This is a genomic window from Paracoccus hibiscisoli, from assembly GCF_005048265.1.
Taxonomy (GTDB): domain Bacteria; phylum Pseudomonadota; class Alphaproteobacteria; order Rhodobacterales; family Rhodobacteraceae; genus Paracoccus; species Paracoccus hibiscisoli.
The window spans coordinates 51,322-77,483 of the sequence record NZ_SUNH01000019.1 but is presented as its reverse complement, the minus strand read 5'-3'; the positions used below and the strand labels follow the sequence as shown (position 1 = coordinate 77,483).

Here is a 26,162-nt window from a genome sequence, read left to right as displayed (position 1 = left end):
GATGTCACCATTTTTGCCTGGGAACGGGCGCAGTACAAAGGAAGTCTCATGCGGCGCGGCAACAGTCGGATCAAGCAGGCCCATTTCCTGGTCTACTCCAACGGGACCCAGCCCTTTTCAACCAATGCCCAAGACTATTACGATTCTGCCCTGGCGGTCGGTTTCGACAGCGCCAGCCACGTCACCGAGGCCGAGCTGCGCCAGACCCCCTTCTGGGAGGAGAACCGCTTTATCCTGGAGCAGCCGCGCGGCGCCGGCTATTGGTTGTGGAAACCGTGGATCATCCTGCGCAAGCTGAGGGAATGCGGCCCCGATGACATCGTGATCTACAACGATGCCGGGCGCTATGAACGAGGGGCGTTCCGGCAATTCCCCTGCTTTCCCCATGCCGCGACCGAACTGTGCGCGATGACGCCGAACCGCTTCATCCACGGCTTCATCGGCGCTTGGCAGGTTCAGGGCGAATACACGAAGCGCGATGCCTTCGTCGTCATGGACGCCGACAGCGACGAGATGCGCCGCGCCGCCCAGGTCTGCGCGGGACCGCTGCTGTTCATGCCCTCCAAGGCCAGCTTCGACTTTCTGGAGCGCTGGCTGGAGTACTGTCGCGATCCGCGGGTGCTGACCGACCAGCCCGACGAGTTGAAGCCGACCCATCCACAATTCCGCGACCACCGGCACGATCAGTCGGTGGGCTCGATCCTCGCGCATCAGACTGGGGCGCATTACTTTGATTTCTCGAATGCGGGGGCGGTGAACGCCTCGGAAAGCGTCCGGCAGCGCAACCGCCACGTTCCGCGGCTGCATACCCATATCGGCTATGTCTCTCTGATCGCAGCCCGCGCGCTGCCTGATGATTTCTTCGCGCGCGCCGATGCCCACATCAACGAGGCGCGGCCCTTGCTGCGCAACCTGACCCCGGACGAGCCGCTGCCCCTGCATGCGGAAACCACGCCCGACTCTGTCCTCGAGGAGCAGCTGAACCAGATCATGGCCACTCCGGGCGACCGGATCGCACCCGATCATCTGAGGTTTCTGGTCACCGCCAACCGCATCACCAACTCACGCCTGCACGGCCTGCACAAGATCGCCCCCGACCTGGGTGATTTCTGGAGGAAGGCGGTCGATCATTTCACCGCCGCCACCCGACAGCTGCACGATGAGGGTGCCGAACCCGGCCTGCCCGAGGCCCGCCGTCTTGCCGTCGAGGCTGTCCGCCACGCCGAGGCGAACTTTCCCGAATGGCGTCAGGACATCATGACCGGCTTTGTCTGGTCGCTGCTGAATGACGAGGCGCGCTCGGCCTTCAAGGCCGTCTACAAGGGCCTCAAGAGGGGCAATGGCAGCGCCGAGATGTACCGCTTTGTCGAATATCTCGACGCGACCGACCTGTTCTCGCTGGAGACCGAGCTGGCGGGCAATGACCGCCAGTTGCGCGCAGAGGTGTCGCGACACCTTCTGGCCTGGATCATCCGACCGGTCCGCGCATCGGCCTAGGGCCGGTGGGCAGATCGGGGCAGGTGACGTCGCCCGCCCCGATATCGTGTCCCAGGCTCAGCTGACCAGCAGCTTGATCCCGTCGGCCAGGCGCGTCACCCGGTCGCGTGTCTCGGTCAGCTTGGCGTTGATCTGATCGGCCGCCTCCCGCGATTTTTCGGCCAGCATGCGGATTTCGGCGGCCACGACGGCGAAACCCTTGCCGGCCTCGCCCGCCCGCGCCGCCTCGATTGAGGCGTTCAGCGACAAAAGCGCCGTTTGCCGGGCGATGGTATCGATCGTCTCGACGACCACGGCGGTCTCCTCGCTGGACTGGGTCACATCGCGCACGGCCTCGTCCGTGTCGGCGATGGCGCGTGCCCGCATGGTGATGTCGGGCCCGTACATCAGGAACTTCTGCACCTTGCCCGTCACATCCGTCAGGACCGAGAAATACCCGTCCAGAACCGGAACCGTCCCCGCGCAGGGCGGCAGCTCGACATGGTGGCGGCACTCTCCCTGCTGGTTCAGCTGCGCCAGCTTGTCTGCGGGCAGGCAGTCCGACAGTCCGGGCAAGGGCGCGCCGCCCAGCTTGTCCGCCAGATAGGAGTTCATCTTCAGCGAATGGCCCAGATGGTCCCATTCCGCAATCGCCGCCGATTTCGAGATGGCGTCGAACTGGCGGGTATATTCCAGAGAGGACAGCTTGACCGTGTCGATATTGGCCTGGATCGAGATGTATTTTTCGATCTTGCCGTTCTCTCCGAAGATCGGGTTGATCGCCAGAGAGATCCAGTAGGGCTTTCCGTGGCGATCGTAGTTCAGGATCTCTTCATAGACCGATTTCCCGCTGTCCAGCGCCTCGCGGATGCGCTTGGCCGCGGCGCGGTCGGTGCCCGGCCCCTGCAGGATCTCGCCCGGCTTGCGGCCGATGACCTCATCCGAGGTATAGCCGGTCAACCGGGTAAAGCCGTTGTTGACATAGACCAGCCGCCGACTGGCATCTGTGATCAGGACCGAGTTGTCGGTCTCATCGGCGACCAGCGACAGCAGGCGGATCCGCTCGCGCCGCTCGACCTCGGCGGTGACGTCGCGCAGAAAGGCGGTATAGGTGATCGTCCCGTCCGAACGCGGCACCTTGGACAGCGACAGGCTGGCCCACCGCCGGGTGCCGTCCTTGCGGAACATCTCGACCTCGCGGGAGGTGCCGACGATCTTGTTGATCCCGGTGCGGCGGTTCCGGTTCACCAACTCGTCGTGGTTGCGTTGGTGTGCGGGGGGCACCAGCATGTCCACGTTGCGGCCCAGAACCTCGGATGCGGCATAGCCCCACAGCCGTTCCGCGGCCGGATTGTAGAAGATGACCCGGTTCTCGGCGTCGATCTCGACCACGGCATCCAGCGCCTGTTCAAGCGTCTGGCGCAGCCGTGTCTCGGCCGCCTTGACGGCCGAGATGTCCTTGAGAAAGGCAGTATAGCAGATTCCGGCCCCGGTCTCGATCTTGGAGAGGGTCAGGCCGACCTTGAAGGCCGTGCCGTCGGCGCGCTGGATGTCGACCTCGCGCATGGTGCCGACGATGCGGTTCTGGCCGGTCGTGCGGTTCCGGTTGACCATTGCGTCATGATCGCCGCGCATGAAGGCTGGCACCAGTTGAGAGACGTTGCGCCCCAGCACCTGGTCACGCGGATAGCCCCACAACGCCTCTGCCGCTGCATTGAAGAAGGTCACGTTGTTCTGCGGATCGATCGAGACCACGGCGTCGATCGCCTGTTCCAGCGTCGCCTCAAGGTGGTCCGCCTTGACGCCCTCAAAGCAGACCAGCCGCAGCTTGGTGTCTGGTGCGAAGGGGGTCAGGATCTGCGCGCCCGCGATCTCTGCGACCGAGCCTGCGCCGGACAAGCCACCTCCCGGCGGCAGCAGCAGCGCGATCAGGGACCGTCCGGCCAGGTCCGCCTCTGCGGCCCCGACGTGATGCGCAAATGCCGCGTTGTGATGAACGACCTTGTCCTGATCGTCGATCACGACGGCGGGCTGCTGGAAGCAGGCGACGAACCGAAGGTCTGGCAAGGCTGCCTTGTGTGGTGGGTGCAGGCCGATCCGAAAGTGGCGCATTCTCTATCCTCGAACCATGAACTGCCCCCAAATAGCATGCGGCGGTTAAGATCCCTCTAACGACGACAGAAGTCGGAAACAGGATCACGCAGGAACGGACCCTCTCCTGCGCCAATAAATCAATAGATCAGGCGCGTCATCTGCGCTTCCGTCAGCCAGAATAGGTGGCTCATTGATCAGATCTCCTTGCAGCGGCCTGAATCACGGAAAAGGGCGTGAACTTAATGGGTCTGGAGCCAAAATGGAGGCGCGCCTTCCTGTCCAGCCCCTTGGCAATAGGGTCTGGTGCGAGATTTTCGATGAGCACGTGAACTGCTGTGGGCTTGGGAAGCTCTCGCGAATGTTCGGCCGGGTGCTGCATGCCGGGCGGGGCTTTGGCGGTCGCTACCTGCCCGTGATAGCCGGTCCGGCGACGCTGTGCGCACGGCAGGCCGACCTTGGGGACCGCGTGTCTTTCCCGGGCGAGTTCATAGAAAGTAATGCGAGTAGGATCTCACCAATGGATACCGTTATCTGGGACAGGTCGTCCAAGGGCGCCTTCCGTGCCCTGCATGTGAGCGCACTGGGTTAACGAAAAAACTTGGACTTTTACCGTTCACCGGCCTGCGCGTCTAACTGCCTGCAGAGAGGCTGGTGGACCCGACGGACCTCAAGACCATCCACATCAGGAACCACAATCACCGGACGGAGATCCGCAACCTGACCGAACCGCACCTCCGCTACGAGGCTCATGAACCGCGACTGAATAACAGGCCTAAATAGTCAAACGACTGCGCCCGGCTGGCTCGAGGTGCTCGCTGAGCGCCTTTGTCTATGCCGCCATGCGGCAGCCGATCGCGACGTCCTTTTCCTGCGATGATGAATGGATGGATGTCCGATCGTTCCGAATTCGTGGTCGATGCCCCGACGATACAAAGCTGCCGACCTGGGTAGAGCCGAGTGGACATCCTGCTCCGGACCTTTACCGCGCCGTGCATGCTGCGGAGAGCCCTGATCCCTGGCCCGATCCCTTATACGGTTCGTCAGGCAACATTAGACCTTGAAACCCGAACCCCATCGGGAACGTCCGAAGTCCAGACCGTGTGCGATCGCGGCGACCTGCCCGTGATCCCTCATCCCCACAGTTGGGTGGATGCCAGGGTCATCGTCCTGATCACCGAGGCCAATCCACTGGCACGCCGTTCCTGACAGGGTACAACGTCCGACCCTGACGGGCTACGAGTCATCCGGTGAACGCGGCCCCGTCGAATGCCACTGCCGACGTGTATCGGGCCTTCAGTTGCGAAATGCCGTCGGGGACATATGTCACCGCGCATTCGTCATACGATGGCCAGGAATGGGCATGTCGCGCGCTTGTCGCAGCCCGGGCTGCAAGCGGCGGACCAGCTCGGGAACCGATGGCGGATGCCGGTCGGGCGGGGGCAGAGGTTGCGCCAGCCTGCGGTTGACTCACCGGCCAAATGAGAACAAAACAGAAACATAACCCCAGGCCAAGGATCGCCGCCTTACCATGTCCGATGCCCGCCTCACCCTTGCCGCGCTGCGCGACCGGATCGCCCATCTGGAGGGCGCGGAGGGGCATGCGCGCAAGACGCTGGCCTTTGGTGTGCCCGCGCTGGACCGCCGATTGCCGCAGGGAGGGCTGGCCTTGGGCTGCCTGCACGAGGTGTCGGGCGGGCCTGCGGGCGCGGCCGATGGCGCGGTGGCGGCCTGCTTTGCCGCCGGGATTGCCGCGCGCCTGCCGGGACCGGTGCTGTGGTGCGTGACGCAGGGCGATCTGTTCGCTCCGGGTCTGGAGCAGGCGGGGCTGCCACCCGACCGGGTGATCTATGTCGAGGCGGGCGATGACATCAGCCTGCTGGCCTGCATGGAGGAAGGGCTGCGCCATGGCGGCCTGGGCGCGGTGGTGGCAGAGGTGGCGCGCCTGTCCATGACGGCCTCGCGGCGGCTGCATCTGGCGGCCAAGACCTCCGGCACGACCGGCCTGGCGCTGCGCCGGTGGCGCGATCCGGCGCAGGCCGAGGATTTCGGCCAGCCCACCGCGGCCATGACGCGCTGGCGCATCTCGGCGCTGCCCTCGGTGCCGCTTCCGGTGCCGGGCGTGGGGCGGGCGCGCTGGCGGGTCGAACTGGTCCGGGCGCGGGCCGGGGAAACGTTCGAGATGATCCTGGAGGGCTGCGATGACACGGGTCATCTCGGTCTGCCTGCCGATGTGGCCGATCGACCGGCTGCAGCGGCGGGCAGACACGCCTTCGGCTGAGGCGCCGCTGATCCTGGCGGGGCGCGTCGGCAATCGCCGCGTGATCACCGCCGCCTGCGATGCCGCGCGGGGCCTGGGTCTGCATGTCGGCATGCCCGTCGCCAAGGCGCAGGCGCTGGTTCCCGACCTGCGGATCGAACCCGCTGACCCCTGCGCCGATCTGGACGCGCTGGAGCGGCTGGCCCTGTGGCTGCTGCAACGCATCGCGCCCATCGTGGCGGTCGATCCGCCCGACGGGGTGGTGATCGACGTGACCGGCGCGGATCACCTGCATGGCGGCGAGGCAGCCCTGCTGGAGATGCTGCTGGGGCGGCTGACCCTGACGGGCATCACCGCGCGTCTTGCCATCGCCGACACCTGGGGCGCCGCCCATGCCCTGGCGCGCCATCATCATGGGGACGCGCCCTGCATCGCCCCGCCCGGCGCGACCGCCGCCGTGCTGGCGCCCCTGCCCCTTGCGGCGCTGCGGCTGGCGCCTGCCACCGTGGCGGGGCTGCTGGACCTGGGCTTTGTCACCATCGGCGATCTGATCGACACGCCCCGCGGGCCGCTGACCCGCCGCTTTGGCGCCGAACTGTGCCGCAGGCTGGACCAGGCCCTGGGCGACGCGCCCGAGCCCATCGCCCCACTGCGCCCCGAAGGACTGATCGAGGTCCGCCGCAGCTTTGCCGAACCCATCGGGGCGGCCGAGACCATCGCGCGGTATATCGCCCGGCTGGTCACCGAACTCTGCGCCGCGCTGGAGGCGCGGGGACAAGGGGCGCGGCGGCTGGACCTGCTGTGCTGGCGCGTGGACAACCGGGTCCAGACGGTCCGCGTGGGCCTGGCCACGGCACAGCGCGACCCCGCGCGGCTGACCCGCCTGCTGACCGACAAGATCCCCACCATCGATCCGGGCTTCGGCATCGAGATCATGACCCTGACCGCCACCCTGGCCGAACCGCTGGTCCCACGGCAGGCCAGCAGCCTGCTGGAACAGGCCCCGCCCGACATCGCGGGTCTGGTCGATCTGCTGGCCAACCGCGTGGGCGCGCGCGCGGTCTATCGGCTCAGCCCGGTGGCCAGCGACGTGCCCGAACGCTCGGTCACGCGGGTCGCGGCGCTGTCACCGGATCAGGGCGGGGGCTGGCCCGGGCACTGGCCGCGCCCCTCGCGCCTGCTGCCCCGCCCCGAGCCGATCGAGACGCTGGCGCTGCTGCCGGACCATCCGCCGAAATGGATCGCCTGGCGCGGTACGCGCCACGCCGTCGCCCGCGCCGACGGGCCGGAACGCATCTTTGGCGAATGGTGGAAACGCGACGCCGAGGCCCGCGCCGTTCGCGATTACTTTCGCATCGAGAACGAGGCCGGCCAGCGGTTCTGGATCTTTCGCGCCGGCGACGGAGAGGACCGGGCCACCGGCTCTCATCGCTGGTTCATGCACGGGATCTTTGGATGAGCTATGCCGAATTGCAGGTCACGTCGCAATTCTCGTTCCTGCGCGGCGCCTCCTCGGCCGAGGAGCTGTTCGCGACCGCGGCCCTTCTGGGCATCCGCGCGATGGCGGTGACCGACAGGAACAGCCTGGCGGGCATCGTCCGCGCGCATGAGGCCGCCAAACAGACGGGCGTCAGGCTGATCGTCGGCTGCAGGCTGGACCTGCGCTGCGGCATGTCGGTGCTGGTCTATCCGACGGACCGGGCGGGGTATGCGCGGCTGTGCCGGCTGTTGTCCATCGGCAAGGCGCGGGCGGGCAAGGGCGCATGCCATCTGGATTGGCCCGATCTGGAGGCCCATGCCGACGGCCTGCTGGCCATCCTGATCCCGGACACGGCCGACGACATCTGCGCCCTGCGCCTGCGCCGGTTGCGCGACCGCTTCGGCGACCGGGCGCATCTGGCGCTGACCCTGCGGCGGCGCCCCAACGACCAGTTGCGGCTGCACGACCTGTCCCGCCTGGCGGCCCGGATGGGCGTGGCGACGGTGGTGACCAATGACGTGCTGTTCCACGACCCCGCCCGCCGCATCCTGCAGGACGTGGTGACCGCGATCCGCCACACCACCACGGTCGATGCCCTGGGCTTTCGGCGCGAGCGTCATGCCGACCGCTATCTCAAGGCCCCGTCCGAGATGGCGCGCCTGTTTCCGCGCCACCCCGACGCGCTGGCCCGCACCGCGACCATCGCGGACCGTTGCCGCTTTTCGCTGGACGATCTGCGCTATCAATACCCCGAGGAGCGCGACGACCCCTCCCTGACGCCGCAAGAGACGCTGGAGGCGCTGACCTGGGCGGGCGCGGCCACGCGCTATCCGGACGGCCTGCCCCCGAACGTCCGCGCCCAGCTGCGCCACGAATTGCGCCTGATCGCGCAGCTGGAATACGCGCCCTATTTCCTGACGGTGAACAGCATCGTGCGCTTTGCCCGCGGGCGCGGCATCCTGTGCCAGGGGCGCGGATCGGCGGCCAATTCCGCCGTCTGCTATGTGTTGGGCATCACCTCCATCGACCCCAGGGAGGGCAACCTGCTGTTCGAACGCTTCATCAGCGCCGAACGCCGCGAGCCGCCCGACATCGACGTCGATTTCGAGCATGAGCGCCGCGAGGAGGTCATCCAGTGGGTCTATCGCACCTATGGCCGCAGCCGCGCCGCCCTGACCGCCGTGGTGATCCGCTATCGCTCCAAGGGGGCGCTGCGCGATGTGGGCAAGGCCCTGGGCCTGCCCGAAGACATGATCCGTGCCATTTCGGGACAGGTCTGGTCCTGGGGCGAGGAGGGCATCACCCCCGATCAGATCCGAGAGCTGGGCCTGAACCCCGACGACCGCCGGCTGCGGCTGCTGCTGGACCTGGCGGGGCAGCTGCGCGGCGCGCCCCGGCATCTGTCCCAGCATCCGGGCGGCTTTGTTCTGACCCATGACCGGCTGGACGATCTGGTCCCCATCGAACCCGCCGCCATGGCCGATCGCCAGATCATCGAATGGGACAAGGACGACATCGACGCGCTGCGCTTCATGAAGGTCGATGTGCTGGCGCTTGGCATGCTGACCTGCATGCGGCGCGGGCTGGACCTGGTCGCGCGCCACAAGGGGCTGCGCCACGATCTGGCCAGCATCCCCCAGGACGATCGCCGGACCTATGACATGATCTGCCGCGCCGACACGGTAGGCACCTTCCAGATCGAAAGCCGGGCGCAGATGTCGATGCTGCCGCGCCTGAAGCCGCGCAGGCTGTACGACCTGGTCATCCAGGTCGCCATCGTCCGCCCGGGCCCGATCCAGGGCGACATGGTCCACCCCTATCTGCGCCGTCGCGCGGGCCAAGAGCCTGTCGTCTACCCGACGCCCGAACTGGAAAAGGTCTTGGGCAAGACGCTTGGCGTGCCGCTGTTTCAGGAACAGGCCATGCGGGTGGCCATCGAATGCGCGGGCTTTACCCCAGGGGAGGCCGACATGCTGCGCAAATCCATGGCGACCTTCAAGATGACCGGCGGCGTGTCCGGGTTCCGCGACAAGCTGATCACCGGGATGGCCACGCGCGGCTATCCGCGCGACTTTGCCGAACGCACCTTTCGCCAGCTGGAAGGCTTTGGCAGCTACGGCTTTCCCGAAAGCCATGCGGCCAGCTTTGCGCTGATCGCCTATGCCTCGGCCTGGCTGAAATGCCACCATCCGGATGCCTTCTGCGCGGCGCTGCTGAACAGCCAGCCGATGGGGTTCTATGCCCCCGCCCAGATCGTGCGCGACGCCCGTGACCATGGGGTCGAGGTCCGCCCGGTCTGCATCAACGCCTCGGATTGGGACTGCACGCTGGAGCCTGCGGGCGACCGCTTTGCCGTCCGCCTTGGCCTGCGCATGGTCAAGGGTCTGGCCGAGGCGCATGCGCAGGCCATCCTGGCCGCACGGCCCGCGACGGATGTGGCCGATCTGCGCGCCGTCCCCCGATCCGCCCTGATCCGCCTGGCCGAAGCCGACGCCTTTCGCCCCGCCTTCGGCCTGTCGCGGCGGCAGGCGCTCTGGGCGCTGCGCGGGTCGCGCGACGACGACCTGCCGTTGTTCGCGGCCCTGCCGGGAGCAGCGACCGGCCCGCATGCCGAACCCGCCGTCCCCCTGCGCGCCATGCCCCCCGGCCGCGAGGTGGTCGAGGATTACGGCCATACCGGCCTGTCCCTGCGCAACCATCCGGTCAGCTTTCTGCGCGACGCGCTGGCCCATCGCCGCATCCGCCCCTGCGCCGATCTGGCGACCGAAGGCCACGGCCGCTGGTGCACCGTCGCGGGCATCGTGCTGATGCGCCAGCGCCCCGGCTCGGCCAAGGGCACCATGTTCATCACGCTGGAGGACGAGACCGGCATCGCCAACCTGATCGTCTGGCCCCGGGTCTTTGACGCGCATCGCCGCATCATCCTCTCGGCCCGCATGCTGGCCGCCACGGGTCGCCTGCAACATGACGGCGCGGTCGTGCATCTGCTGGTCCACCGGCTGAGCGACCTGTCACCCGACCTGGCACGCATCGGCCAGAACAACACCGCCTTTCCGCTGCCCCACGGCCGCGGCGATGAGGCCTGACCCACCGCCCGCAGTCCCCCATGCGCAAACGAATTGCCTGTGCCGACCAGTCGTCAATCCGGTCGCCAGCCCCTATGGCGTTCCATCCGCCTGCCGCTGCAGGATGCCTGCCGGCCCCAAGGCCCCCCTTATCCGCAATCGGACGCGCGGATCGCGGAGGCCGGAACATCGATATCGCCCGGCTCCTGCCCCGCGCGGTGGCGCGCGATGGACATCTCAAATGCCGTCTCCAGATTACGGGTGAACCGCGCCGTGTCGAACAGAGCCAATGTCCGGCGGTTCGCGATCAGCCCCGCCCGCATGGCCGCCAGGCGGTCGGGCGCGCGCGCCAACTCCAGGGCCAGACGCTCATAGGCGGCCTCGTCCGGGGCGATCAACTCAGGCAGGCCTACCGCGCTCAGCAGGCTGGCGCCGACCCTTGCCGCGAAATGGCGCCCCGGCAGGGTCACGACCGGCAAGCCCGCCCACAGCGCGTCGCTGCAGGTCGTGTGCGCGTTATAGACAAAGGTATCCAGGAACAAATCCGCCGCGCCCTGCCGCCGCAGATGCTGGGCCAGCGGCGCCCGGCGCGCAAAGATCAGCCGCGCGGCATCCACCCCCCGACGCTCGGCCTCGGCACGCAGGTTGGCCTCGGCGCAGACCGTCGTGCCCAGCAGCCACAGCACGCTGCCCTCGACCTGCGACAGAAGCCGCATCCAGATGTCGAACTCGCGCGGAGAGATCTTGTAGGTCGCATTGAAGCAGCAGAACACGAACCCGTCCTCGGGCAGACCGTATTCGGCGCGGGGTCGCGCGGGAGCGGGCACCGGGCGGGCGTCGTCATTGACCTGATAGCTGTCCGGCATCCGGATCAGGCTTTCGCTGAAGCCCGCGCGGAACTGCTCGGGCACCGTCACCCGGTCCACGATCGCATAGTCGAAGGCCGCGTTGCCCAGGGTTCCCGGCCAGCCCAGCCAGGACATCTGGATCGGCGCCGCACGATGCGAAAAGATCGCCAGGCGGCTGCCCAGGGTGAACCCCTTGAGATCGATGGCGATGTCGATGCCGTCCATGCGCGCGCGGGCGGCGATATCGGCATCGGTCATCTTGCGGATGTCGCAGAAATGCTCGACCGCAGCGACAAGCCTGCGCCGCGTGGGGCTGTCATCCTCGCGACCGTAGGAATAGGCAAAGACCTCGAACCGCGACCGGTCGTGATGCTCGAACAGGCCCGCCATCAGAACCATCGTGGCATGGTCGTGAAAATCGGCCGAGAAATAGCCGATCCGCAGCCGGTCGCCCGGTTCTGCCGCACGGGCCGGGACCGGGGCACCGGCGGCGGGCAGCTGATGGCGCGATGCCCGTTCCGCATGCCAGCGCTGAATGGCTGGATCGTCGGTCAGGCTGATGATGGGCCCCGGGTTCAGGTCAGGCGTGCCCTGCCCCAGCCGCGCGACTAGGTCGGCCTGCCGGGGCCATTCGCTCCAATCGGCCATCTGCGATCGCGCCTTCATCATAGACAACACGACCTGGTCGTCGGGGCGCAGCCGGTCTGCCCGTTCGAACCAGGACAGCGCCTTGGGCAGATCCAAGGCGGCCGCGCACATCAGGCCCGCAAGAAAAGGCGCCTCGAACCGGCCGGGCCAGCGCGTCAGAACCGGGGCCAGCGCCTCTGTCGCCTCGTCAAAGCGGTGCAGCTTCATCAGGGTGATGGCACAATCCTCGTGCAGCTGCGGGTCATCGGATGACAGCACCAGCGCGCGCCGGAAATGCGTCAGCGCCACGTCATGGCATTCGATCCCTGCATAAAGCGCGGCCAGCTTGCGCCGGCCCTGTGCGTGGTCCGGTTGCCTGTCCAGCGCCAGTTCCAGACAGGCGATGGCCTCCTGCAACCGGCCACGTCTGTGGTGAACCAGTCCCACACCGATCATCGGATCGGCGGCCCGCTCGTTCAGCGACAGCGCGGTCATGAAACACGACTGCGCCACATCGCCGTCTTCCAGCTTAAGCGCCAGATAGCCAAGCACCGTCCAGAGCGGCGACGATTTCGCAAAGCGCCGTGCCAGGCCGCCTGCCAGCGCAAAGGCCTCGGCCGGGCGTCCCTCCGCGGATAGGGCGGCGATGCGGGCCATGTCCGCGGCGGGCGGATTGCCCGGCGCCTCGGCATCCAGCTGCGCCAGCGCCTGCTGGGCGCGGCGGTTGGCGGGGTGGTCATTCAGGATCGCGGTCAGCGCATCGCGCGCGCGCCCTACGGCGCCCGACCGGGCAAGTGAGCGGGCCTTGATCAACTGGCGTTCGATGGACACAGGTTCGGATCACCGTTGGCTGTTCGCCGCGCCAGGGTGGCGGCGCGGGCATGGTCCCCCCGGTGCAAGCCGATGATCCTTTACATCCGGTGAACGACGCAGCCCCCGGGCCTCATCCGCCCTCTGCGCGATTTCACGCAACTGCGCGATTCCGGTCATACGGCTGTCATGAGCGGCTGGCATCCCGGCACCAACGCGAACCAAGGCGGAGGGCCGCAGATGCCGGAACAGGGACCAGGGCTTGCCACCAGCCGGCAATCGCGGCTGCTGGACCGGCTGGAGGCCTGCAGCTATGCGCCGGTGCTGGACCTCTCGGCCTTTCTGGGCGTCTCGGAGGCGACGGTGCGGCGCGACTTGGTCGACCTGGAGGCGCGCGGCCTGATCCGGCGCACCCATGGCGGCGCGATGCCGCTGGCGCAGATCACGCGCGACTTTCCCAACAGCGAGCGGCTGACGCGCCATGCCGCGGACAAGGCCCGCATCGGCAAGGCCGCGGCCGATCTGGTGGCCGATGGCGATGCGGTCTTTCTGGATGCAGGTACGACGGTCCTGCAGGTGGCAAGCCAGCTGTCGCGCCGCACGGGGCTGACCTTCGTGACCAACGGCACCGACATCGCCGCCTGCCTGGCGGGCGCCGGGGTCGAACGGCTGTATGTCACCGGCGGCGAATATCACGACATGAACCGCAGCCTCAGCGGCCCGCTGGCCGCAGCGACCATCCGGCGGTTCAACGTGGACCGGCTGTTCCTGTCGGTCTCGGCCGTGGATCTGGGGCGCGGGCAGATCGCCATATCGGACCCCGCCCTGGCCGAGGCGCAGCGCGCCATGATCGAGATCGCGCAGGAGGTGATCGTCGTGGCCGACCATTCCAAGTTCACGCGCAGCGCGCTGGCCGTCATCGCGCCGCTGGAGGCGGTCGACCGGATCGTCACCGACACGGCCTGCCGCGACTGCCTGGGGACCATCCCCGATGCGCTGGCGCGCAAGATCATCTTTGCCTGAGGACCGCCAATGCCCATCCTGACCCTTGATGCGCTGACCAAATCCTGGGGGGACACCCCGGTCCTGCGCGATCTGTCGCTGCAGGTGCGCGAGGGCGAATTCGTCGCCCTGCTGGGCCCGTCGGGCTGCGGGAAATCGACCACGCTGCGCCTGATCGCGGGGCTGGAGGCGCCCACATCCGGCGCGATCCGGCTGGACGGGCGCGACGTGACTGCGACCCCGCCCGCGCAGCGCGGCATCTCGATGGTGTTCCAGTCCTACGCGCTGTTCCCGCATCTGACGGTCGGGCAGAACATCACCTTCGGCCTGTCCGTCCGCGGAGAGTCCCGCCGCGCCCAGGCCGACAAGCTGGCGCGCGTGGCCCCGCTGCTGGGGCTGGACCGGCTGCTGGACCGCCGCCCCGCACAGCTGTCGGGCGGCCAGCAGCAGCGCGTGGCCCTGGGGCGCGCGCTGATCGCCGAGGCGCCGATCTGCCTGCTGGACGAGCCGCTGTCGAACCTGGACGCATCCCTGCGCGCCGAGATGCGGGCCGAAATCCGCGCCCTGCAGCGCCGTCTGGGGCTGACGATGATCTTCGTCACCCATGACCAGACCGAAGCGATGAGCATGGCCGACCGCGTGGCCCTGCTGCGCGACGGCCGCCTGGAACAGTTCGACACGCCGCACGCGCTGTATGCCCGCCCGGCCAGCAGTTTTGTCGCCCGCTTCATCGGTGCGCCGCCCATGAACGTGCTGACCGTGGCCGACCTGGGACAGGCGGGGGCGCATCTGCCGCAGGACGTGCTGGCGGGCCTGCGCCCCGAGGACATCGCCCTGGCCCCGCAGGGCATGCCGGGGCAGGTCGTGCAGCTGGAATATTTCGGAGCGGACAGCATCCTCTCCGTCGATATCGGCGGGCCGCATGTCGCGGTGCGCCTGCAGGGCCGACCCGGCATCGGGCCGGGCCGGGCCGTGCATCTGGGATGGGGCGCGGACGCGCTGCATCTGTTCGACGCCACCACCGGGCTGCGGCGCGACGCGGCGGCCCATCACCACGCACAGCCATCGTTTCACACAGCCTGAGGACATCATGACCCCGATTTCCCTGACGCGCACCCTGCTGGGCAGCGCCGCGATCAGCCTTGCCGTTCTGTCGCCCGCCCTGGCGCAGACCGAGATCACCTTTTTTTATCCGGTGCAGGTCGGCGGCCCCCTGACCGAGGTCGTCGACGGCTATGTCGCCGAGTTCGAGGCCCAGAACCCCGACATCACCGTCGAGGCGATCTATTCGGGCAGCTATACCGACACGACCACCCGCGCCCTGACCGCCGCGCGGTCGGGCACCCCGCCCACCGTGGCCGTGATGCTGGCCACCGACATCTTCACCCTGATCGACGCCGGCGTGATCGCGCCGCTGGACGAGCACATCACCACGCCCGAGGATCAGGCCTGGCTGGACGGGTTCATGCCCGCCTATCTGGCCTCGGCCCGGCTGGACGGCCATGTCTGGGGCGCGCCGTTCCAGCGATCGACCGCCGTGATGTATTACAACAAGGAGGCCTATGCCGCAGCCGGCCTTGACCCCGAGACCCCGCCCGCAACCTGGGACGAGATGGTCGCGCATGGCCGCGCCCTGACCCTCCGCGACGCATCGGGCACCGTCACGCAATGGGGCCTGGGCATTCCCGGCAGCTCGAATGCGGCGCATTGGCTGTTCGGCGCGCTGGTCGCGCAGAACGGCGGCCAGCTGTCCAGCGAGGACGGGCTGCACACCTTCTTCGACAGCCCCGAGGTGATCGGCGCGCTGGAATACTGGGTCTCGCTTGGGGCTGAACACGGCATCCACCCGCCGGGCGTGCTGGAATGGGGCACCACGCCGTCCGACTTCATGGAGGGGCGGCTGGCGATGGCCTGGACCACCACCGGCAACCTGGGCAACATCCGCGCCAATGCGCCCTTCGATTTCGGCGTCGCGGCCTATCCGGGCAACCCCGACCCGGCCTCGGTCCTGGGGGGCGGCAACCTCTATCTGTTCGCCGACGCCTCGGACGAGGAAAAGGCCGCCGCGTTCCGGTTCATCAAGCACATGACCTCGGACGATCTGCTGGCCGATTGGGGCATCCAGACCGGCTATGTCGCGCCGCGCGACGGGTCCTGGGACACGCAGGCCCTGCAGGATTACGTGGCCGAAGTGCCCCAGGCCGACGTGGCGCGCCGCCAGATCGCGGTCTCGGTCCCCGAGATCTCGACCTATGAGGGCCAGCGCGTCAACGAGGTGCTGAACGCCGCCATCCAGGCCGCCCTGACCGGCCAGCAGTCGCCCGCCGACGCCCTGACCGCCGCCCAGGCCGAGGCAGAGCGCATCCTGGCCGTCTATCGCGACTGATCTGACATGACCGTGGGGAGGACACCGATGATATCGCGCAACGCCCGGATCGCCTGGCCCCTGCTGGCGCCTGCCGCCGTGCTGCTGGTGGTCTTCACCTTCTACCCCACGGTCGCCACGCTGATCGACGCCCTCCATTCGACCCCGCGCGGGCGCCGCCCGGCAGAATGGGTGGGGGGCGGCCATTTCGCCACCATGGCAAACGACCCGATCTTTCGGCAGGCCTTCGTCAACAACCTGATCTATGCGGCGGTCATCATCCCGGCCTCGATGGGGCTGGCGCTGGCGATGGCGCTGCTGGTCAATGCCCGGATCGGCGGGCGCGCGCTGGTGCGGCTGGCCTTCTTCACGCCCACTATCCTGCCGATGATCGCGGTGGCCAACATCTGGATGTTCTTCTACGCGCCCGATTACGGGCTGATCGACCAGGTGCTGGGCCTGGTGGGCCTGGGCGGCAACAACCTGCTGGGAATGCCCGGCACTGCGCTCTGGGCGCTGATCGTCATCACCGTGTGGAAGCTGGCGGGGTTTTTCATGATCTTCTATCTGGCCGCCCTGCAGCAGATCCCGCCCGCCCTGCTGGAGGCCGCGACGCTGGAGGGGGCCGGCCCCGCCCAACGCCTGCGCCGCGTCATCCTGCCCCTGCTGATGCCCACCACGCTCTTCATCCTGATCAACGCGGTGATCGAGGCCTTCCGCCTGGTCGATCACGTCATCGCCCTGACACGGGGCGGGCCGAACAATTCGACGCAACTGCTGCTGCACTACATCTATCAGGTGGCGTTCAGCTATTGGGATACGGGCTATGCGGCGGCGCTCAGCGTGGTGCTGCTGGGGGTGCTGGCGCTGATCGCGCTGATCCAGTTCGGCGTCCTGGACAAAAGGATCCACTATCGATGAACCGTGTTCCCCTGAACCTGATCGCCTGGTCGCTGGCCCTTCTGTGGGTGCTGCCGCTGCTGTACGCGATCTGGACGGCGATCCATCCGCCGGTCTATGCCGCCCGCTTTGACCTGTTCGCGCCCCTGACGCTGGAGAACTTTGTCCGGGTCTGGAACGCGGTGCCCTTCGACCGCTATTTCCTGAACACGCTGATGCTGGTCGTGTTCGTGGTGATCAGCCAGTTCGTGATCTGCACGCTGGCGGCCTATGCCTTCGTGGTCTTTCCGTTCCGCGGCTCCGACTGGCTGTTCATGCTGGTGCTGGTCCAGATGATGGTCAAGCCCGAGGTGCTGCTGGTGCGCAACTATGCCACAATCGCGCAGATGGGCCTGCTGGACACGATCCCGGCCATCGCGCTGCCCTATCTGGCATCGGCCTTTGGCATCTTCCTGTTCCGCCAGGCCTTCAAGAGCGTCCCGCGCGAGCTGGACGAGGCCGCCCGGATGGAGGGCGCGGGCCCGCTTGCGGTCCTGTGGCGGGTCTATGTGCCGCTGGCCCGGTCGACCTATCTGGCCTACGGTCTGGTGATGGTCGCCTATCACTGGAACAACTTCCTCTGGCCGCTGATCATCACCAACTCGGTCGCGACCCGCCCCATCACCGTCGGCCTGCAGGTCTTTTCCACCGTCGAGCAGGGCATCGACTGGCCCACCGTCACCGCGGCCACGCTGCTGTCGGTCGCGCCCCTGCTGATCGCCTTTCTGATCTTCCAGCGCCAGTTCGTGCAAAGCTTCATGCGCGCCGGCATCCGCTAAGGGACCCCCATCATCATGCGCCTTGCCCATATCTCGGACCTGCACCTGACGGCGAGCGATGCGCCCGGACTGGTTCGCGCCGATGCCACCGCCCGCGCCCGCGCGCTGATCCGCGACCTGTCGGCCCTGCCCGGCCTGGACCTTGTGGTCATCACCGGCGACACCGTGAACGACGCCCGCCCCCAGGAATATGCCGTCCTGTCCGACCTGCTGGCCGGGCTGTCGGTGCCCTTTGTCATCGTGCCCGGCAATCACGACGACCGGGCGCTGCTGCGCGCCGTGGTGCCCGACCGGCCCTATGCCGACCCGCATCTGCTGCACCATGTCTGGCAGCGCGGCGATGTCCGGGTGATCGCCCTGGACAGCGTGTCACCGACCGAGGTCGCGGGCCGCCTGCTGGACCCGCAGCTGGACTGGCTGGCCGAACAGCTGGCCCGACCCTTTGCCGGGCATACGCTGGTCGCGCTGCACCACCCGCCCTGCGCGTCGGGGATGGGGCGGCTGGACGGCGCACTGCTGATCCAGGGGGCCCAGCGGCTGCGCGCGCTGCTGGATGCGCAGGACCGGCCCGTGACCATCCTGTGCGGCCATCTGCACCGGCCCTTCACGGCGCGGTTCGGGCGCTCGACGGTCCATGCCGCGACCAGCACGGCGTTCCAGTTCGCCCTGGCGCTGGATGCCCCGGACGAACCGCCGACCGTGACCCAGCCGTTCCACCACGCGCTGCATCTTCTGCAGGCGGATGGCGGTCACATCGTCCACCAGCGGTTCCCCGACCTGGACGGGCTGGCCGATGCTTGACGTGCTGGTCCCGCTGGCGCGCGAGGCGGGCGCGCTGGCCCTGTCGCATTTCGGCCGCCTGTCGGACGGCGCCGTCAGCGCCAAGGGCCCGCTGGACCTGGTGACCATCGCCGACCGCGCGGTCGAGGCGCTGATCACCGCCCGCCTGCGCGCGGCCTTTCCCCAGGACGGCATCCTGGGAGAGGAGGACGGCCTGACCCCCGGCACCTCGGGGCGGGTCTGGGTGGTGGACCCGATCGACGGGACGTTCAACTTCGTGCGGGGCGGGCGGCAATGGGCGGTCTCGATCGGGCTGTGGCAGGACGGCGTGCCGATGCTGGGTGTCATCCATGCCCCCGCGCTGGACCTGACCCTGACCGGAGGCCGGGGCCACCCCCCGCAGATCAACGGCCGACTGCTGGCGCCCCTGACCGCGCATGCGCCCGACCGCGCCGCCGTGGGCGTGGGCCTGGGCCGCGCCGTCCCCGCCCCCGAGCGCATGGAGATGCTGCGCTTTCTGACCCAGGATGCCGGGATCATGATCCGCTGCTGCAACGCCACCACCATCTCGCTGATCGAGCTGGCCCTGGGCGAGGTCGACGGCCATGTGGGCTTTGGCGAAAGCGCGTGGGACGTGATGGGGGCCTGGCCCATCCTGACCGCGCTTGGCGCCGTCTCGACGATGGACGGGGCGGCGATGCCGCTCTCGGGCCCGATGCGCTTTGTCATCGGCAAGCCGGGGCTGGTCCAGGCCTGCCGCCCGCTGTTCGCCGACATCGGGCCATAAGGCCCCGCGCGCCCTTGGGGCGAAGGCTGGCCTGACGGGGGTTCCATCGGCCGCCCATCGGCCCTCACGCTCGGTCCCGTCCGGAGGGCTGCGGCACCCCACGCGGGGCGCGGACAACGCGCGCGGCCCCTGCCCCGCAGGGCAGACCCCCTCGAACCCCGGCGATGACCTGCCCCACAGACCCCCTCGGCCCCAATACCCACCGAAATGACGACATGGGGACGCGGGCGGCGGGATGCCGCGCGCCGCCTTCATCCTGCGATTGTATATGTTGACAGTTTTTATTGGATATAGCATGACCCGCAGGCCAGCATCCGCAAGCTCGAACCCACCACACGGCCGCCCCCGCAGCCCCCAGGTCCGAGATGCCGATGCCCTTCCCCGGTCCCCACCATCCGACGGCCCCTCTTGATCCCGCAGCCATCGCGGACGCCGCCAGCCTTCGGGCGCTGCTGATCTGCGACCTGCGCGAATTGCGCGGCGGCGGGCGGATTGTGCCGGTCGCAGGCGGCTGGATCGAGGTCGCGGGTCCGGCCATGGCCACCGGACCTGCGCGGTGGGACGCGCTGATCCATCACGGCCCGGCGGGCGCGCGCGTCCTGTCCCAGGCGCAGGCGCTGGCCCTGATCCTGGAGCGGCTGGACCGCCAGCACGGGCCGACGGGGCAGGCGCTGGCCCGGCGGGTGCGCGCCAGCCATCAGCGGATCCGGACGCTGGTCCGGGACCGCCTGGCGCGACCGGACGGCCCGGCCGATTTCCTGACCGCCGAACAAGCGATGGTCTTTGGCCACTGGATGCACCCCTGCCCCAAGGCGCTGTCCGGCATGACCCTGCCCGAGGAGCGCGCGATGACCCCCGACTGGCGCGGCGCGCTGCGGCTGCACCTGCTGGACCTGCCCGCTGATCTGATCGAGGCGACCGACCCCGACCTGGCGCTGTCCCTGCCCGGCATGACTGATGCCCCCGCGCAGGGGCGCCACCTGCTGCCGGTCCATCCGCTGGCCTGGGACCGGGCGCGGCACGACCCGCGCATCGCGGCCCTGCTGGCACGGGGGGTGATCCGCGACCGGGGGCCGGTGGGGCCCCATTGGTGGGCGACCTCATCCGTGCGGACGCTGTGGCGCGCGGACAGCCCCTGGCAGCTGAAGATGTCGCTGCCCGTGACCATCACCAACTCGCAGCGCGTGAACAAGCGCCACGAGATGCTGGCCGGGGCCGCGATGGCCCCGCGCATCGCCGCAATGGCCGGGCGGTTCGGGCCGCTGCGGCTGGTGTCCGATCCGCATTGGATGACCCTGCGCCTGCCGGACGGAGGGCCATCGGGTCTGGAGGTGATCCTGCGCGACAACCCCTGGCGCCAGCCGCGCGGCGGACAGGTGATGCAGGTGGGCGGGCTGGTGACTGAGCCGCTGCCGGGGCGGCTGTCGCTTCTGGCGCAGGTCATGGCGGGGCTGGACCCGGTGGCGTGGCTGCGCGCCTATCTGGATTGCGCAGTGGGGCCGGTGGTCCGGCTCTATGATACGACCGGCATCGCGGTCGAGGCGCATCAGCAGAACGCGCTGCTGGACCTGTCGCAGGGCCTGCCCACGCGCTGCGACATCCGCGACAACCAGGGCTTCTACGTGGCCGAGGACCGCGCCACCCCCGATCTGCGCGCCATCCCCCAGCTGGTCTATCCGCGCACCGAGGCCGAGGATGCGCTGACCTATGCGCTGATCGTGAACCAGGTGTTCGGCGTGATCCACCGCATGGACCTGGACGGATCGCTGCCCGAGGCGCAGGGCCTGACCCTGCTGGCCGCGCATCTGCAGGGGCTGACCGCCCTGCCCGGCCACGGCGGCGCGCTGGCGCAGGCCTGGCTGACGCGCCCGACGCTGGCGGCCAAGGGCAATCTGCTGACCCAGCTGGGCGGCGTGGACGAATTGCTGATCCCCGGAGAGCGCGCGCCGATGATCCGCGTGGCCAACCCCCTGCCCGCCCTGGCGGCCCGCCAGCGCCTGTCCCATGTCGCCTGAGCGCCGCGCCCTGCGCCAGACGCTGGAAGCGCTGGCCTTCGAGGGCATCCTGCAGCCCTCGCCGGGCGGCTGGACCGTGGGCGCCTTGCTGATCCACGTGCCCTGGCGCCGCCAGCCGGGCGGTCGGGTGCGCCTGCTGGCCGATCCGCAGGACGCGCGCGGACGCCCGCTGACCCTTCCCGCCCTGAGCCGGGGGCTGGCGCAGGCGGGCCATGACCCCGCGACGCTGCTGCGCGCCATGCGGCGCAGCGCGCATTTCCTGCGCGCCGCGGGGCCGCTGCGCGCGGACCGCCTGCGCCTGACCGGCCCCGCGCTGGAGGCCGCGCTGATTGAGGGCCACCCCTATCATCCCGGCTTCAAGGCCCGCATCGGCTTCAGCGATGCCGACAACGCCGCCTATGGTCCCGAAGGTGCCAATGCCTTCGCGCCGCTGTGGCTGGGCCTGGACCCCGCGCTGATCCGGCGTGCGGGCAGCGATGTGGCGGCGGGCCTGTCGGCACCGGGCGCGATCCCGGTCCATCCCTGGCAATGGGCGAGGCTCTGCGACGATCCGGTGATCGCGGGCTGGCGGCGCGCCGGGCGGCTGCGCCTGCTGGGTGGCGGGCCGCTGATGCGGGCCACCGCGTCCCTGCGGACGCTGGCGCCGGTGGCGGGGGGCGATCACCTCAAGCTGTCGCTTGGGGTGGGGGTGACCTCCTCGGTCCGCGATCTGGTGCCCTGGTCTGTGCCGGTGGCGCCCGCGATCTCGGGCTGGCTACAGGCGGTGGTCGCGTCGGACCCGGCGCTGGCGGGGCTGAGGGTCCTGCCCGAACATGGCGCGGCGATCGTGGCCCCCGACCTGCTGGGCGGGCGGCTGGCCGCGATCCGCCGCAGCGCCCCGCCCGACGATGCGGTGCCGCTGTCGGCGCTGTCGCTCTGCGAACCCGACGGTCGCCCGCTGATCGCGGATTGGCTGGCGCGGCACGGAACGCGGGCTTGGCTGGCGCGCTTCCTGGCGGTGCTGGCCCCGGTCTGGCACCTGATGGCGCATCACGGCATCGCGCTGGAGGCGCATGGCCAGAACCTGCTGATGACCCATGACGACGGCTGGCCCCGCGCCCTGATCGCCCGCGATTTCAGCGAAAGCCTGGAATATGTGCCGGACCGCCTGGCGCGGCCCGACCTGGCGCCAGACCTGACGCCCTGGCTGCCCGATATCGCCACCGCCCCGCCGGGCACCTATCACCGCATGGGCGGGGCCTGCGATCTGCGCGATCTGGTGATGGATTGCCTGGTGACCCATGTGCTGGCCGATCTGGCCGACCTGCTGCACCGCCACGCCCTGCTGCCCGAGCCGCAATTCTGGGCGGCGGTGCGCGCGGCCCTGCCCGCCGCCCCGTCTCTGGGCACCCATGCGCCGACCTATCCCGCCGAACGCCTGGGCGGAGCCCTGCTGGGCCTGTCCGCCCCCCATCCCGTCCCGAACCCGCTGAAAGCCCCGCCCATGTCCGACCGCTTCTTCCTGAACGACAGGCCCATCGACCCCATGCGCCTCACGCTGCCCGACCTGCCGGGCGATCCCGACCGGATGCGCGTCGCTCTGCACCTGACCGACCGGGCCGCCTGCCTGGCGCTGATCCTGCGGCTGCGGGCGCAGGGCGCGTCCTGCCACCCGATCCACCCGGAAACCCCGCCCGATCAGGCGCGCGATCTGGCCCGGCGGGCGGGCTGCGACCGGCTGGTCCATGACGGCGGCGTCACCCCCCTGGGTCAGGACGCCCCCCACACGCCGGGCGGCGTGCTGATCCAGACCAGTTCCGGCACCACCGGCGCGCCGCGCATCGTCGCCCGCAGCTGGGCCGCCATCCAGACCGAGATCGACGCCTATATCGCAGCCTTCCCCCAGGCCGCCGCGATGACCCCGGTGATCGCCGCACCCATCACCCATTCCTATGGCCTAATCGCGGGGGTGCTGGTCGGGCTGGCGCGCGGGCACGCGCCAGTGGTGCTGGACAGCGCGAACCCGCGCGCGATCCTGCGCGATCTGGCGGCGGTCAGGGACCCGATCCTCTATGCCGCGCCGCCGCTGCTGCATGTTCTGGCGCGGCTGGCGGGGCGCGGGGGGCTGCATGCGGTGATGTCCTCGGGGACGGTGCTGCCACAGCCCTGGTTCGACGCGCTGCGCGGGTCCGCGCGCCACCTGTTCCAGCAATATGGCTGTTCCGAGGCCGGGTGCCTGGCCATCGCGACCGATCCCTCCGGCCCGGACGACATGGGCGCGCCCCTGCCCCATGTCCGGCTGAGCGCTGGCCAGGACGCGCCCGGCCCGGTCGTGGTCGAGGGCTGCGGTGATTCCATCCAGACCGGCGATCTGGGCGTGATCGACGCGCGCGGGCACGTGATCTTTGCGGGCCGCGCGGCCGAGGTGATCGATGTCGCGGGCCTCAACGTCTATCCCGCCCAGATCGAGGCCGCGGCCCTGGCCCTGCCCGGCATCACCGATGCCGTGGCCTTTGCCATGCCCGACCCCGCAGCCCATCAGCGCCCGGCGCTGGCCTATGCGGGCGACATCGCCCCCGCCGCACTGGAGGCGCATCTGGCCGCCCGCCTGTCACCCCGCCAGCGTCCCGCCCGCCTGTTCCCGATGACCGCCCTGCCGCGCGGCGCGAATGGCAAGATCGCCCGCCGCGCCCTGGCGCAGACCCTGCTGGAGCCCACCTCATGACCGACCCCCGCCCCGTGCCCACCCCCGATGCCGTCATGGCCCGCCTGGCGCAGATCCTGTCCGGGCCGATGGCCTGCCCGCGCATGGACCGCTTTGGCCCCGATGCGCGGTTGGGCCATGACCTGGGCTTGGATTCCGTGGCCCTGATGACGCTGATGCTGCACCTGGACGAGGACGGCCTGCCCATGGCCGAGGACACCTTTGACCGCGCCCCCGGCCTGACCGTCCGCGCCTTGGCCGAGGGCCTGTCCGGCACCACCCCCGCCGCGCCCGAGGAGCCCGTCGACATCAAGGTCCATTGCGTCGTCAGCTGCCTGTGCCAGGCGCTGAAGGATCGTGGCGGCATCGACCATCGCCCGATGTATCTGGGCCTGTGGGACGGGCAGGTGGTGGTCGACGACCGGATGCGCCTGTCCTATCACGCGCCCGACATCGACCACGGCTTCTATGCCGATTGGGCGCAGCGCCTGTTCGGGCTGCGGGTCACGCGCTGGTATGACGACGGGGCGCCGAAATCCGCGAACCTGGCGCGGCTGCATGCGCTGCTGGCCGATTGGCGGCCGGGGCGGCATGTGATGCCGATGATCGACCTGTTCCTGCTGCCGCAACGCGACAACAAATTCGCGCAGGACCCCTTTCCGCATTACGCGCTGATCGAACCCACCGCCGATCCCGACACCTGGCTGATGCGCGACCCCGATTTCCGGTGGGAGGGGCCGCTGCCCGCCGCCGACCTGCGCCGCGCCTTTCTGCGGGACAGCGTGGCGGGCGGCTTCGCCATCGACGCGGACGCAGCCCACCCCGCCAGCGATGCGGCCATCGCCGCGATGCATCACGCGACCTTCGACGCGCAGGCGGTGCCGCTGATCGACGCGATCCGCCGCGTGGTCCAGGCCCACGCCACCGCCCTGCCCCGCGCCGATCTGGAGCCCGCGCTGCGCGAGCTGCCGGTCATCGCGATCCGCAAATACGCCTATGAGCATGCGCTGGCGATCTTTGGCGACATCGAGGGCCGCGACCATGACGCGTTCGAGGAATGCTGCGATCGCATCGCGGCGCTGCATGCCGGGCTGAACGCCGTCCATCGCCGCGCCGTGGCCTTTTCCCGCACGGGCCGCCCCGAGGATCTGGCCCAAAGCCTCCACGATCTGGACGATCTGACCGCGCTGGAACGCGGCATCAAGGCGACCGTCGCGCAATGGTTCGCGCGCTGGCTGGGCGCGCGCGCATGAGGGTGCATGCGGCGTCAGTGGCCTTTCGCCATCAGCAGGTGACGGCGGCGGGGCTGGCGGGCTATGTCGCGCGCCACGGATTTGACGGGCTGGAGATCTGGGCCCCCCATGCGCAGGCGCTGCGCGCGGCCTGGGCCGCGCTGGACCGGCGGCCACGCGTGCCGATGCTGGCGGGCTATCTGCCGGTCGGAACGCCGGACTTCGACCTGGCGCAGGCCCGCGCACTGGTCGATCTGACCGGGCAGTGGCGCGCGCCGTGCCTGCGGCTGTTCGCAGGTGCGATCGGCGCGGCCCAGGCCGATGCGGACCAGCGCCGCGCCATCGCCGCCGACCTGCGCCGGGTGGCCGATCTGGCGGCGGCCCATGGCCTGCGCCTGGCGATAGAGACGCATCCCGGCACCCTGGCCGACAGCCCCGCCACCGCACAGACGCTGCTGGACGCGCTGGATCACCCGGCCATCGGGCTGAACTTCGACGTCCTGCACATCTGGGAGGCAGGCGCCGACCCGCTGGCGGCCCTGCACCGGCTGCGCCCCCATGTCCTGCACCTGCATCTGAAAAGCGTGACCGACCGCGCGGCCCTGTCGGTCTTTGCGCCCGCGAATGTCCACGACCCCGCGGGGACGCGCCGGGGCATGTGCCCGCTGCTGCAGGGCGCGCCGGATTACCGCCGGTTCCTGACCGGCCTGCCCGACGGGCTGGAGGGGTCGCTGGAATGGTTCGGTCCCGATCCGGCGGCGCGGATGGCCGCCGATCTGGTCGGCATCCGCGCCTGCCAGCGCCAGGCCCTGCCCGCCCTGGGGTGACGCGCCGATCACGAAAGGCTTGATCGGACAGGGCGATTCGGGCGACGGTATGGTTAACGGGTGAGGCGGGCAGCCTGCCGCACCCGGTCGGGAATA

General features: G+C 69.4%; 16 protein-coding genes and 1 pseudogene. 15 read left to right on the top strand and 2 right to left on the bottom strand.

Translation table 11 applies throughout. From position 1 onward, the window contains the following. Window positions 1-48 precede the first annotated feature (48 nt). Window positions 49-1,497, top strand: coding sequence for a hypothetical protein (locus FA740_RS13935; RefSeq protein ID WP_136857380.1), 1,449 nt, complete (start codon window positions 49-51; stop codon window positions 1,495-1,497). A gap of 146 nt (window positions 1,498-1,643) precedes the next feature. Here the strand turns inward: FA740_RS13935 and FA740_RS13930 are convergent. Next, window positions 1,644-3,588, bottom strand: a pseudogene (locus FA740_RS13930) (PAS domain S-box protein); the annotation flags it as partial. Window positions 3,589-5,098: 1,510 nt separating this feature from the next. Between FA740_RS13930 and FA740_RS13920 the strand changes: the two are divergent. The 3 genes from FA740_RS13920 to FA740_RS13910 are packed head-to-tail and all read left to right on the top strand — an operon-like array spanning window position 5,099 to window position 10,393. Continuing rightward, window positions 5,099-5,848, top strand: a complete 750-nt coding sequence (locus FA740_RS13920) for an ImuA family protein (protein WP_136857377.1) — start codon at window positions 5,099-5,101, stop codon at window positions 5,846-5,848. Next, on the top strand, window positions 5,769-7,286 hold the full coding sequence (locus FA740_RS13915; protein ID WP_136857376.1) for a Y-family DNA polymerase: 1,518 nt from the start codon (window positions 5,769-5,771) through the stop codon (window positions 7,284-7,286). Before FA740_RS13920 ends, FA740_RS13915 begins: the two co-directional genes overlap by 80 nt. Further along, window positions 7,283-10,393, top strand: coding sequence for an error-prone DNA polymerase (locus tag FA740_RS13910; RefSeq protein WP_136857375.1), 3,111 nt, complete (start codon window positions 7,283-7,285; stop codon window positions 10,391-10,393). Before FA740_RS13915 ends, FA740_RS13910 begins: the two co-directional genes overlap by 4 nt. 128 nt (window positions 10,394-10,521) lie before the next feature. Here the strand turns inward: FA740_RS13910 and FA740_RS13905 are convergent, their stop codons facing one another. After that, entirely contained in the window at window positions 10,522-12,678 is a 2,157-nt protein-coding gene (locus tag FA740_RS13905) for an O-linked N-acetylglucosamine transferase, SPINDLY family protein (protein WP_136857374.1), read from the bottom strand. Window positions 12,679-12,846: 168 nt separating this feature from the next. On the opposite strand from FA740_RS13905, the gene FA740_RS13900 reads away from it, so the two are divergent. From FA740_RS13900 to FA740_RS13855, 11 genes are all read left to right on the top strand, one after another. After that, window positions 12,847-13,680: a DeoR/GlpR family DNA-binding transcription regulator gene (locus FA740_RS13900; RefSeq protein ID WP_136857373.1), complete on the top strand. Its 834-nt coding sequence runs from the start codon at window positions 12,847-12,849 to the stop codon at window positions 13,678-13,680. 9 nt (window positions 13,681-13,689) lie between these two features. Next, the gene (locus FA740_RS13895) at window positions 13,690-14,742 is read left to right on the top strand and encodes an ABC transporter ATP-binding protein (protein ID WP_136857372.1); all 1,053 of its coding nucleotides are present in this window, start codon (window positions 13,690-13,692) and stop codon (window positions 14,740-14,742) included. A gap of 7 nt (window positions 14,743-14,749) precedes the next feature. After that, window positions 14,750-16,045 (top strand): ABC transporter substrate-binding protein, encoded by a 1,296-nt coding sequence (locus FA740_RS13890; RefSeq protein ID WP_169306311.1) that lies wholly within the window; start codon window positions 14,750-14,752, stop codon window positions 16,043-16,045. Between the two features lie 27 nt (window positions 16,046-16,072). Then, the gene (locus FA740_RS13885) at window positions 16,073-16,945 is read left to right on the top strand and encodes a carbohydrate ABC transporter permease (RefSeq protein WP_211243713.1); all 873 of its coding nucleotides are present in this window, start codon (window positions 16,073-16,075) and stop codon (window positions 16,943-16,945) included. Further along, window positions 16,942-17,742 carry a carbohydrate ABC transporter permease gene (locus FA740_RS13880; protein ID WP_136857370.1) on the top strand — a complete coding sequence of 267 codons (801 nt, stop codon included), beginning with the start codon at window positions 16,942-16,944 and terminating at the stop codon, window positions 17,740-17,742. The genes FA740_RS13885 and FA740_RS13880 overlap by 4 nt, the downstream gene beginning before the upstream one ends. A gap of 15 nt (window positions 17,743-17,757) precedes the next feature. Then, on the top strand, window positions 17,758-18,543 hold the full coding sequence (locus FA740_RS13875) for a metallophosphoesterase (protein WP_136857369.1): 786 nt from the start codon (window positions 17,758-17,760) through the stop codon (window positions 18,541-18,543). Further along, a complete protein-coding gene (locus FA740_RS13870; protein ID WP_136857368.1) occupies window positions 18,536-19,309 on the top strand; it encodes an inositol monophosphatase family protein in 774 nt (257 codons plus the stop codon). The genes FA740_RS13875 and FA740_RS13870 overlap by 8 nt, the downstream gene beginning before the upstream one ends. A 365-nt stretch (window positions 19,310-19,674) precedes the next feature. Then, entirely contained in the window at window positions 19,675-21,324 is a 1,650-nt protein-coding gene (locus tag FA740_RS13865; RefSeq protein ID WP_136857367.1) for an IucA/IucC family protein, read from the top strand. Next, the gene (locus FA740_RS13860) at window positions 21,314-24,028 is read left to right on the top strand and encodes an IucA/IucC family protein (RefSeq protein ID WP_136857366.1); all 2,715 of its coding nucleotides are present in this window, start codon (window positions 21,314-21,316) and stop codon (window positions 24,026-24,028) included. Before FA740_RS13865 ends, FA740_RS13860 begins: the two co-directional genes overlap by 11 nt. Then, window positions 24,025-25,260, top strand: coding sequence for a DUF6005 family protein (locus tag FA740_RS19745; RefSeq protein ID WP_169306310.1), 1,236 nt, complete (start codon window positions 24,025-24,027; stop codon window positions 25,258-25,260). Before FA740_RS13860 ends, FA740_RS19745 begins: the two co-directional genes overlap by 4 nt. Then, window positions 25,257-26,066 (top strand): sugar phosphate isomerase/epimerase family protein, encoded by an 810-nt coding sequence (locus FA740_RS13855; RefSeq protein WP_169306309.1) that lies wholly within the window; start codon window positions 25,257-25,259, stop codon window positions 26,064-26,066. Before FA740_RS19745 ends, FA740_RS13855 begins: the two co-directional genes overlap by 4 nt. The last annotated feature ends 96 nt before the right edge of the window (window positions 26,067-26,162 follow it).